Source organism: Amycolatopsis tucumanensis (assembly GCF_021654135.1).
GTDB lineage: Bacteria > Actinomycetota > Actinomycetes > Mycobacteriales > Pseudonocardiaceae > Amycolatopsis_E > Amycolatopsis_E tucumanensis.
The window spans coordinates 153,704-163,979 of record NZ_JAKGSD010000014.1; the positions used below are offsets into that span (position 1 = coordinate 153,704).

The 10,276-nt window shown below is 72.2% G+C and carries 9 protein-coding genes; 3 read left to right on the plus strand and 6 right to left on the minus strand.

Annotation, left to right across the window (positions count from 1 at the left end; translation table 11 throughout):
* Window positions 1–32 precede the first annotated feature (32 nt).
* Entirely contained in the window at window positions 33–800 is a 768-nt protein-coding gene (locus tag L2C96_RS16725) for an SDR family NAD(P)-dependent oxidoreductase (protein ID WP_020416721.1), read from the plus strand.
* A gap of 13 nt (window positions 801–813) precedes the next feature.
* Here the strand turns inward: L2C96_RS16725 and L2C96_RS16730 are convergent, their stop codons facing one another.
* The 6 genes from L2C96_RS16730 to L2C96_RS16755 are packed head-to-tail and all read right to left on the minus strand — an operon-like array spanning window position 814 to window position 7,386.
* Window positions 814–1,692, minus strand: coding sequence for a crotonase/enoyl-CoA hydratase family protein (locus tag L2C96_RS16730; RefSeq protein ID WP_020416720.1), 879 nt, complete (start codon window positions 1,690–1,692; stop codon window positions 814–816).
* Window positions 1,677–2,459: an enoyl-CoA hydratase/isomerase family protein gene (locus L2C96_RS16735; RefSeq protein ID WP_020416719.1), complete on the minus strand. Its 783-nt coding sequence runs from the start codon at window positions 2,457–2,459 to the stop codon at window positions 1,677–1,679. The genes L2C96_RS16730 and L2C96_RS16735 overlap by 16 nt, the downstream gene beginning before the upstream one ends.
* On the minus strand, window positions 2,456–3,511 hold the full coding sequence (locus tag L2C96_RS16740; protein WP_020416718.1) for an acyl-CoA dehydrogenase family protein: 1,056 nt from the start codon (window positions 3,509–3,511) through the stop codon (window positions 2,456–2,458). The genes L2C96_RS16735 and L2C96_RS16740 overlap by 4 nt, the downstream gene beginning before the upstream one ends.
* 13 nt (window positions 3,512–3,524) lie before the next feature.
* Window positions 3,525–4,697 (minus strand): acyl-CoA dehydrogenase family protein, encoded by a 1,173-nt coding sequence (locus L2C96_RS16745; protein ID WP_237336853.1) that lies wholly within the window; start codon window positions 4,695–4,697, stop codon window positions 3,525–3,527.
* On the minus strand, window positions 4,694–5,827 hold the full coding sequence (locus L2C96_RS16750; protein WP_237336854.1) for a thiolase family protein: 1,134 nt from the start codon (window positions 5,825–5,827) through the stop codon (window positions 4,694–4,696). Before L2C96_RS16750 ends, L2C96_RS16745 begins: the two co-directional genes overlap by 4 nt.
* Before the next feature lie 11 nt (window positions 5,828–5,838).
* Window positions 5,839–7,386: an acyl-CoA synthetase gene (locus L2C96_RS16755; protein ID WP_237336855.1), complete on the minus strand. Its 1,548-nt coding sequence runs from the start codon at window positions 7,384–7,386 to the stop codon at window positions 5,839–5,841.
* Between the two features lie 94 nt (window positions 7,387–7,480).
* On the opposite strand from L2C96_RS16755, the gene L2C96_RS16760 reads away from it, so the two are divergent.
* Window positions 7,481–8,110 carry a TetR/AcrR family transcriptional regulator gene (locus L2C96_RS16760; protein ID WP_237336856.1) on the plus strand — a complete coding sequence of 210 codons (630 nt, stop codon included), beginning with the start codon at window positions 7,481–7,483 and terminating at the stop codon, window positions 8,108–8,110.
* A 64-nt stretch (window positions 8,111–8,174) separates the two neighbouring features.
* Window positions 8,175–9,767 carry a long-chain-fatty-acid--CoA ligase gene (locus L2C96_RS16765; RefSeq protein WP_237336857.1) on the plus strand — a complete coding sequence of 531 codons (1,593 nt, stop codon included), beginning with the start codon at window positions 8,175–8,177 and terminating at the stop codon, window positions 9,765–9,767.
* Window positions 9,768–10,276: the final 509 nt, after the last annotated feature.

Sequence of the window (10,276 nt, forward strand, 5' to 3'; positions counted from 1 at the left end):
GTGGCGGGGGAAAACTGGGGCACTATCCGCGGATGACCAACCCGTTCGACCTCACCGGGCACGCATCCGTCATCACCGGCGGCAATTCGGGGATCGGCCTCGCGATGGCCGGCGCGCTCGCCGCCGCCGGGGCCGACGTCGCGATCTGGGGCACCAACACCGAGCGCAACGAGGAAGCCGTCGCCGAGCTGTCCCGGCACGGCATCAAGGTCCTCGCCGTGCGCTGCGACGTCGGCGACGAGGACCAGGTGGAGTCCGCTATGGCGCGCAGCGTGGAAGCGCTGGGGCGCCTGGATTCCTGCTTCGTCAACGCCGGTGTCGGCGGGGTCGGCAGCCGGTTCACCGAGACGTCGCTGGCGGAGTTCCGCCGCGTCACCCGCGTCGACCTGGACGGCGCGTTCCTGACCCTGCGCGCCGCGGCAAGGGTGATGCTGGCGCAGGGCACCGGCGGGAGCCTGGTCGGCACGTCGAGCGTCGCGGCGGTGCAGGGCCAGCCGCGCGGGCAGGCGTACGCGGCGAGCAAGGCCGGGCTCACCGCGATGATCAAGTCGATCGCGGTCGAGCTGGCCCGGCATGGCATCCGCGCCAACGCGGTCCTGCCCGGCTGGGTGCACACGCCGCTGGCGGCCCCGGCGCTCGACTCGGAAGGGTTCCAGCGCCGGGTGCTGCCGCGGATGCCGGTCGGCCGCTGGGGCAAACCCGACGACTTCGGCGCGCTCGCCGTGTACCTGGCGAGCCCGGCCAGCGCGTTCCACACCGCCGACACGATCACCGTCGACGGCGGTTACCTCAGCTTCTGACCGGGCCACCGGCTCACGGGGTCCCGGGGAAGGGCGGGACCCCGTCCGGGTAGTCGGTGCTGACGCGGCCGGGGAAGTCCGGCGCCCGCTTCTCCAGGAACGCCATCACGCCCTCCATCGCGTCCTTGCCCGCACCGAGCTGCAGCAGCACGCTGGAGTCCGCGCGGTGGGCGTCCCACGGCGTCGGCGAGCCGAGCATGCCCCACAGCAGCTGCCGGGACACCGCGACCGACACCGCCGACGTGTTGTCCGCGACCTCACGGGCGATCGCCGTCGCCGCGGGGATCAGCTCGTCCGGCGGCACGACCCGCGAGACCAGCCCGCCCGCGCGGGCCTCGGCGGCGTCGAACACCCGCCCGGTCGCGACCCACTCCATCGCCTGCGAGATGCCGACGACCCGCGGCAGGAACCACGAGGAGGCGGCCTCCAGCAGGATCCCGCGCCGCGCGAACACGAACCCGAACTTGGCGTTCTCACTGGCGATCCGGATGTCCATCGGCAGCGACATGGTCACGCCGACGCCGACCGCGGGCCCGTTGAACGCGCCGATGACGACCTTCTTGCACGCCGCGATCCGCAGCGCCACCGCGCCGCCGGCGTCGCGCGGCACGCCGTCGATCTCGCCGAACCCCTTCACGTCGCCGATCGCGTTCTTGTCGAACGTGCCCGCGCCGCGTTCGAGGTCCGCGCCCGCGCAGAACCCGCGCCCGGCGCCGGTCACCACGACCACCCGCACCGAGTCGTCGGCGTCCACCTCGTCGAACGCCGCGACCAGCTCGTGCGCCATCTCCAGCGTGAACGCGTTCAGCCGCGCCGGCCGGTTCAACGTGATCGTGGCGATCCCGTCGGAGACCTCGTAGGTGATTTCGTCGTAGCTCACCGCACCGCCCATCGTCCCGTGTATTCCGCTTCCGTCTTGGTGAGGAACGCCTCGAACGCGGCGGGCGCGTCCTCGGTCGCGAAGTTCACCGTCTGCGCCCGCGCCTCGCCCTCCAGCGCCTCGCGCAGCGTCCGGCTCGCGCCCTCTTCGAGCAGCCGCTTGCTCAGCGCCAGCGCGACCGGCGGCGCCGCGGCCAGCTCGGCGGTCAGCTCGTCCACAAAGGAATCCAGCTCGGCGGCCGGCTTGATCCAGGTGACCAGACCGAGGTCGAGTGCCTCGGCCGCGCCGATCATCTCGGCGCGCAGCGCGAGCCGTTTCGCCTGCTGCAGCCCGACGAGCCGGGGCAGCAGCCACGAGCCGCCGAAGTCCAGCGACAGCCCACGCCTGGCGAAGATCTGACTGAACCGCGCCCGTTCGGTGGCCACGACGAGGTCGCAGCCGAGCGCGAGGTTCCAGCCCGCGCCGACCGCGACGCCGTCGACCTTCGCGATCGTCGGCTTGGAGATCTCGTTCAGGGCCAGCGCGACGTCGTTGACCCGGTGCATCCGCGTCAGCGGGTGGTCCTTCCGAGCCGCGGACAGGTCGGCGCCCGCGCAGAAGTCGCCGCCCGCGCCGGTGACGACGACCACGCGCACGTCGTCGTCCCGTTCGGCGTCGCGGAACGCGTCGTACAACCCGTCCCACATCGGCTGGTCGATCGCGTTCTTGCGGTGCGGCCGGTTCAGGGTCACGGTCAGCACCGCCCCCGCCCGGTCGAGCAGCACCGGCTGGTCCGTCACTGAGCACCGTCCAGTCGCCCGGCGAGGCGAGCCAGCTGCACGTCCTGGCCGCCGAACAACAGCTCGCTGCTCTTGGCCCGCTTGTAGTAGAGGTGCGCGTCGTGCTCCCACGTGTAGCCGATGCCGCCGTGCAGCTGCAGGCCGGACGCCGCCGCCCCGAAGTAGGCCGGCCCGGTGAACACCTGCGTGGTGGCCGCGGCCAGCGGCAGCGCCTCCCGGTCGTGGTCCGCGGCCCACGCGGCGTGGCGCAGCAGGGATTCCGCGCGTTCGCTGGTGCTGTAGAGGTCCGCGCAGGCGTGCTTGACCGCCTGGTACGAGCCGATCGCGCGGCCGAACTGCACCCGCACCTTCGCGTACTCGACCGTGGTTTCCAGCACCTTCGCGATGCCGCCGACCTGCTCGGCGGCCAGCGCCACGGACGCGAGGTCCCGCACCTCCTCCAGCACGGCGGCCGGGTCCGCGGTGTCCAGCCTGCGGGCCGGGGTCGCGGCGAACTCCAGCTTCGCCTGCCCGCGCGTGGGGTCCAAAGTGGTCAGTGCCGTCCGCTGCGCGTCCTTGGCCACGAACCACCCGTCGGCGGTGTAGACGACGAAGACGTCGGCGACGTCACCGGAGATGACGAACGGCGCGTGCCCGTCGAGCACCCAGCCGCCGTCACGTTCGGTGGCGCTCACCGGGGCGGGCCCCCACTCCGTCGAAACCGCCAGCGCGCCGATCTTCTCCCCCGCCGCCAGCGCGGGCAGCACCTCGGTGTCCCCCAGCGCCACCAGCGCGTCGACCGCCAGCACCGCGGAGGCGAAGAACGGCACCGGCGCGAGCGCGCGGCCCAGCTCTTCGAGCACCACGGCCCGTTCCACGTGACCCGCACCCGCGCCGCCGAGCTCCTCGGGCACGACGAGCCCGGTCAGGCCGAGCTCCGCCAGGTGCCGCCACAGCGCGGCGTCGTAAGCGTCGTCACCGTCCACGACGGACCGGACGTTGTTGTGGTCGGCGAGCAGTTTGCGCACCGTCGACCGCAGTTGCTGCTGTTCGGTGTCGAGCACCAGCTGCACGATCCCTCTCCTCTCAGGCGGGTCGCTGCGTGCCCACCCGCAGCTCGCGGAAGGGCACGTCGCGGTCGACGACGGGTTCGCGGGGCAGTCCGAGGATCCGGTCCCCGATGATGGTGCGCTGGATCTGGTCGGTGCCGCCCGCGATGCTCGACGACGGCGTCTGGTTGATCGCCAGCGCCAGTTCCTCGCCTGCCGGGTCGCCCGGTTCCCACGCCGTCGCGCGCGGCCCGGCGATCAGCCCGGCGACGGCGACGGCCTGCTGCTGCAGCTGGGCGCCGGCGAGCTTGGCGACCGACCCGCGCGCGCCCGGCGGCGACCCGGCCTCGGCCTCTTGCCGCAGCCGCACGTTGAACAGGGCCAGCGCCCGTTCCGCCGCGTAGAGCTTCGCGAGTTCGGCGCGCACCACGGGATCGGCGTCGCGGCCGTGGCGGCGGGCGGTCTCGGCGAGGTTCGCGTGCGCCAGCGGGTCGTGCCGCTTGCGCACGAACCCGCCGATCGACACGCGCTCGTGGCCGAGCATGGTGACCGCGGCGAGCCAGCCCTGGCCGACCTGGCCGAGCACCGCGTCCGCGGGCAGGCGCAGGTTCTCGAAGTACACCTCGTTGAACGGCGCCCGCCCGGTCATGTCCTTCAGCGGCCGCACGGTGACCGCCGGGTCGTGCATGTCGATGAGGAACATGGTCAGGCCCTGGTGCTTGGGCACGTCCGGGTCGGTGCGGGCGAGCAGCGCGCCGAAGTCGGCCAGGTGCGCGACCGTCGTCCACACCTTCTGCCCGTTGATCACCCACTGGTCCCCGTCGCGCACCGCGCGGGTCTGCAGGCTCGCGACGTCGGACCCGGCGCCCGGCTCGGAGAACAGCTGGCACCAGATCTCGTCGCCACGCAGCAGCGGCGGGATGTAGCGGGCCTTCTGCTCCGGCGTGCCCAGGTCGAGGATCGTCGGCCCGCACATGCCCATGCCGATCCGGAACACCGAGTTGGGCAGGTCGTAGCGGGCCGACTCCTGGTCGAAGACCTGCTGCTCGGCCGCGGTGAGGCCCTGCCCGCCGAACTCCTTCGGCCAGGTGATTCCGGCCAGCCCGGCGTCGTACAACGCGGCCTGGAACCGCTTGGCGGTCGCCAGTTCCTCGTCGCCGGGGACGTTCTCGGCGAGCCAGGCGCGGACCTTCTCGCGGAACTCGCTCATGCGATCAGCTCCAGGATCGTGGCGTTGGCCTGGCCGCCGCCCTCGCACATGGTCTGCAGGCCGTAGCGGATGCCCGTGGCGCGCATGTGGTGCACGAGGGTGGTCATGATGCGCGCGCCGCTCGCGCCGAGCGGGTGGCCGAGCGCGATCGCGCCGCCGTGCGGGTTGAGGGTCTTGGCGTCCGCGCCGGTCTCGGCCAGCCAGGCCATCGGCACCGGCGCGAACGCCTCGTTGACCTCGAACACGCCGATGTCGGAGATCGACAACCCGCTGCGCTGCAGGGCTTTCCGCGTGGCCGGGATGGGCGCGGTCAGCATGATCACCGGATCGTCGCCGGCGAGCACCGCGGTGTGCACGCGCGCGATCGGCCGCAGGCCGAGCTCGGCGGCCTTCTCGCTGGTCGTCATCAGCAGGGCGGCGGCGCCGTCGCTGATCTGCGAGCTGTTGCCCGCGGTGATGACGCCGTCCTCGCGGAACGCGGGCTTGAGCCCGGCCAGCTTCTCCAGCGACCCGCCCCGCCGCACGCCCTCGTCCGCGGTGACGTCCGCGACCGGCAGCAGCTGCTCGTCGAACGCGCCCGCGTCCTGCGCGGCAGCGGCCTTTTCGTGCGAGGCCAGGGAGAACTCGTCGACCTGGGTGCGGCTGAAGCCCCACCGCTCGACGATCATCTCCGCGCCGATGCCCTGGTTGGGCCGCACCCCGCCGTAGCGGGCCAGCACCTGGTCGCCCAGCGGGTTCTTGCCCTGCGCCGAGAAACCCATCGGCACCCGGCTCATCGACTCGACGCCACCGGCCACCACGACGTCGTAGTGGCCCGCGATCAGCCCGGCGGCGGCGAAGTGCACGCTCTGCTGGGACGAGCCGCACTGCCGGTCGACGGTCACGCCGGTCACGCTCTCCGGCCAGCCCGCTGCCAGCACGGCGTTGCGGCCGATGTCGCCGGTCTGCTCACCGGCCTGGCTCACGCACCCCCACACGACGTCGTCGATCGCGGCCGGGTCGATCCCGGACCGCTCGGCGAGGCCGCGCAGCACGTGCGCCGACAGGTCCACCGGGTGCACGCCGGACAGGCCGCCCTCACGCTTGCCCACGGGGGTGCGCACCGCTTCCACGATCACCGCGTCTCGCACGGCTCCTCCTTCTACTTGGTGGCGGCCGGAGCCGCGTAACGTTCCTTGAGCCGACGCTTCACCAACTTGCCCGTCGGGGTGCGGGGAAGTTCGTCGACGAAGTCCACGGTGCGCGGCGCCTTGTAGTGGGCGATCCGCTCGCGGACGTAGGCCAGCAGCTCGGCTGCCAGCTCCGGGCCGGGCGTGACGCCGGGCGCGGGCTGGACGACGGCCTTGACCGCCTCCCCCATCTCCTCGTCCGGCACGCCGATCACGCCGACGTCGTACACCGCCGGGTGCAGGGCGAGCGCGTCCTCGACCTCCTGCGGGTAGATGTTCACCCCGCCGGAGATGATCATGAACGCCTTGCGGTCGGTCAGGTAGAGGAAACCGTCCTCGTCGAGGTAGCCGACATCGCCGGTGGTCGTCCAGGTCTCGTGCTCGGGGTGCTGCGCCTCGCGGGTCTTGGCCGGGTCGTTGTGGTAGGTGAACGGCACCTCGTCGCGTTCGAAGTAGACGGTGCCGACCTCGCCCGTCGGCAGCTCCTTGCCCGCGTCGTCGCAGATGTGCGCGACCCCGACCACCGCGCGGCCCACCGAGCCGGGCCTGGCGAGCCACTGCTCGCTGTCGATGAACGTCATCCCGGCGCCCTCGGTGGACGCGTAGTACTCGTAGAGGACCGGCCCCCACCAGCCGATCATCGCCTGCTTGACCTCGACCGGGCAGGGCGCCGCGGCGTGCACCGCGACCCGGTGGCTGGACAGGTCGTAGCGGCCGCGCACCTCCTCCGGCAGCTTCAGCATCCGCACGAACATCGTCGGCACCCACTGGCTGTGCGTGACGCGGTAGGTCTCGATCGCGCGCAACGCGGCCTCGGCGTCGAAGCGCTCCATCATCACCACGGTGCCGCCGAGGCGCTGCGCGGTCGCGCCGAACCGCAGCGGCGCGGCGTGGTACACCGGCGCCGGGGACAGGTACACCGTGTCCGGGCCGAAGCCGTACATGTGCTGCAGCACGGGGGTGAGCACGTCGCCGGGCTCGTCCACCTGGCGGTCGGGCAGGTCGACCTTGATGCCCTTCGGACGGCCCGTGGTGCCGGACGAGTAGAGCATGTCGGCGCCCGCGGGCTGGTCCGCCGGCCGCTCGGGCGAGCCGGTGGCGAGGAACTCGTCGAAGTCGCGGTAGCCGTCGGCCGCGCCGCCGTAGACCAGCTTGACCGGGACGTCCGGGAGCAGCTCGGCCACCGCGGTGGCGAGCGGGCCGAGCGCGGCGGAGACGACCAGCGCCTTCGCGCCGGAGTCGGTGACGATGTAGGCGACCTCGGCTGGCGACAGGTGGCTGTTCACCGCGGCCAGGTAGCGGCCGGAGCGCATGGCGGCCCAGTAGACCTCGTAGGCGCGGACCGAGTTGTCGCTGAGCAGGGCGACGGTGTCGCCCACGCCGAGTCCGGCGCTGGTCAGGGCGTCGGCGAGGCGGGTGGACCGCTCGTCGAGTTCGCCGTAGGTCAGCCGCTCCCCCGAGCCCGCCATGATCACGGCCGGTTTGTCGGGGTCGGTGTCGGCGTGGGTACCCGGGTACATGCGGCTCCTCCTCGAACCGTTGAACTCCCCTGCGAGAGTGCAAGGATTCGGCGTAACAGTCAACACCGACTGTTATCGGGTTATGGTGATCGGTGTGGTGACCGAAACCCGGACCCGGCAGGACCGCGCGGCGAGCACGCGCACGTTGATCCTGGACACGGCCGTCGAGTGCCTGGTCGAACTCGGCTACGCGGGCGCGTCCACTTTGGCCATCCAGGCCAAGGCGGGGGTGTCGCGTGGCCGCCTGCTGCACCACTTCCCGTCGCGGGACGAACTGCTGGTCGCGGCGACGCAGCACCTCACCGCGACCCGGCTCGCGCAGATCGAGGACCAGGTCGCGGAGCAGCTGGCCGGCGAACCGGAGGGGCCGAGGCGGGTCGAGCGGTGCATCGAGCTGCTGTGGACGACCTTCCACGAGCCCGTGTTCTGGGCGGCCGTCGAGCTGTGGACCGCGGCGCGCACGAACGAGGCGCTGGCCGCGGCGCTGCGGCCGGAGGAGCGGGCGCTGCGTGACGCGATCCGCCGGGTCGGCGACCGGATCTGGGGCCCGGCCGTGTGCACGCACCCGAACTACCCGGAGCTGCGGGAACTGTTGTTCACGAGCATGCGTGGCGCGGCACTGCCCTACACGTTCGAACGGCGGCGGCAGCCGTCGAACGACCCGCACGTCGCGTTGTGGAAGTCGCTGGCGCACCGGCTGCTCTTCGCTGACGGTCAGTGTTGACTGTTTCCCTCGGCGCACGGTAGAAACGCGGTTACCCTGACCCACCGGATCGCCGAGGTTGCCGATGTCCGGAGCTGTCGAAGTGCCACGCCTCCTCGGGCGCGGGATGACCATGGGCGACCAGCTCGCCCGCCACGCACGCAAGCAGGGCGACGAGCCCGCCTTCTCGTTCGAGGGCACCACCCTCACCTACCGCCAGTTCGACCAGCGTGTGAGCCGGCTGGCGAACGCGCTGCGGGACCGGGGCGTGCACTACGGCGACCGGGTCGTGGTGCTCGGCCTGAACACGCTGGAAGTGCTCGAGGTCTACTTCGCGTCGACGCGCCTCGGCGCGATCTGCGTGCCGGTGAACTTCCGGCTCGTGGCCGACGAGATCGCCTACGTGCTGAGCGACAGCGGGGCGCGCGCCAGCGTGGTGCACGCCCCGCTCGCCCCGGCGCTGGCCAAGGCACGCGAGCAGGTCGGGGAGCCGGGCCCGTGCCTGGTGTTCGGCGGCGCGTTCGACGGCATGGAGGACTACGAGGAGGCGCTGGCCGCGGCGTCGCCGGAGTTCGACGAGATCGCGGTGGACGAGCAGGACGCCGCGTTCATCATGTACACCTCGGGCACCACCGGGCGGCCGAAGGGCGCGGTGCTCACGCACCACAACCTGCTCATGCACGCCTTCAGCAACATGGCCTCGCTGGACACCGGGCCGGGCGACAAGGTGTGGCTGGCCGCGGCGCCGCTGTTCCACATCGCCGGGTTGTCCGGGATGCTGCCGAACCTGCTGCTCGGCGGGCGGACGGTGCTGCTGCCGAGCGGCCAGTTCGACCCGGTGGCCGTGGTGGACCTGATGGAGCGCGAGCGGGTGTCGTCGGTGTTCCTGGTGCCGGCGCAGTGGCAGGCGATCGTGAACGTGCCGGACATCGCTTCGCGGGACTTGTCGTCGCTGTCGAAGATCTCGTGGGGCGCGGCGCCCGCGTCGACGACGTTGCTGCGCACGATGATCGACACGTTCCCGCAGGCGGAGGTGACGACGGCGTTCGGGCAGACCGAGTGCAGCCCGGTGACCACATTGCTGCGCGGGGAGGACTCGATCCGCAAGATCGGTTCGGTCGGCACGCCGATGCTCAACGTCGAGGTGCGCGTGGTCGACGACGACATGAACGACGTCGAGCCCGGTGAGGTCGGCGAGATCGTCTACCGCAGCCCGATGGTGATGAAGGAGTACTGGAACAAGCCGGCCGAGACGGCGGAGGCCTTCCGCGGCGGCTGGTTCCACTCCGGCGACCTGGTGCGGCAGGACGAGGACGGCTACTACTTCGTGGTGGACCGCAAGAAGGACATGATCATCTCCGGTGGCGAGAACATCTACTGCGCCGAGGTGGAGAACGTGCTGGCGGCGCACCCGAAGATCGGCGAGGTCGCGTTGATCGGCGTGCCGGACGAGAAGTGGGGCGAGACGCCGCTGGCGGTGATCTCACCGCGTTCGCCCGGCGAGGCGCCCACGGCGGCCGAGCTGGAGAAGTGGTGCCTCGACCGGCTGGCGCGGTACAAGCGGCCGCGGAAGATCGCGGTGGTGCCCGCGCTGCCCCGGAACCCGAGCGGCAAGGTGCTGAAGACGCAGCTTCGCGCCGACCGGGCGGCCGGGAAGCTCCCGATCGAGGAGGCCTGACCGCCGGTTCTCGACGCGCGACGGGCCGCGGCGGCCGGGGAGCTGCGGCTTGGCCGCCGACCGAGGGACCTGACCTCCGGTCAGGGCCACCACCCGCGACGGGCCGGAGCGGCCGGCAAGTTGCCGATGAAGGAAGCCTGGCCGCGAGCCGAGCAGCCCACCGCCGGTCGGTGCCTTCACCACGCGCCACGAGCCGGGGCGACCGGGAACCGGCCGATCACGAGGCATAGCCAGCCGCCGAGGAACGCGGCCGAAGGTCAAGGCAACCACCCGCGACGGGCCCGGAGCGGGCAGCAACTTGCCGACGGAGGAAGCCTGACCGCCAGGCGGGGCCTTGACCATGCACGACGGGCCGGGGCGACCGGGAACCGGCCGACCACGAGGCCTAGCCAGCCGCCGAGGAACGCGGCCGTCGGTCAAGGCAACGACCCGCGACGGGCCGGAGCGGCCGGCAAGTTGCCGATGAAGGAAGCCTGGCCGCGAGCCGAGCAGCCCACCGCCGGTCGGCG

Excerpts from the sequence above, each read along its gene's own strand:
- L2C96_RS16725 (WP_020416721.1), top strand. The coding sequence starts at position 33 with ATGACCAACCCGTTCGACCTCACCGGGCACGCATCCGTCATCACCGGC.
- L2C96_RS16730 (WP_020416720.1), bottom strand. The coding sequence starts at position 1,692 with ATGGGCGGTGCGGTGAGCTACGACGAAATCACCTACGAGGTCTCCGAC.
- L2C96_RS16745 (WP_237336853.1), bottom strand. The coding sequence starts at position 4,697 with ATGAGCGAGTTCCGCGAGAAGGTCCGCGCCTGGCTCGCCGAGAACGTC.
- L2C96_RS16755 (WP_237336855.1), bottom strand. The coding sequence starts at position 7,386 with ATGTACCCGGGTACCCACGCCGACACCGACCCCGACAAACCGGCCGTG.
- L2C96_RS16765 (WP_237336857.1), top strand. The coding sequence starts at position 8,175 with ATGTCCGGAGCTGTCGAAGTGCCACGCCTCCTCGGGCGCGGGATGACC.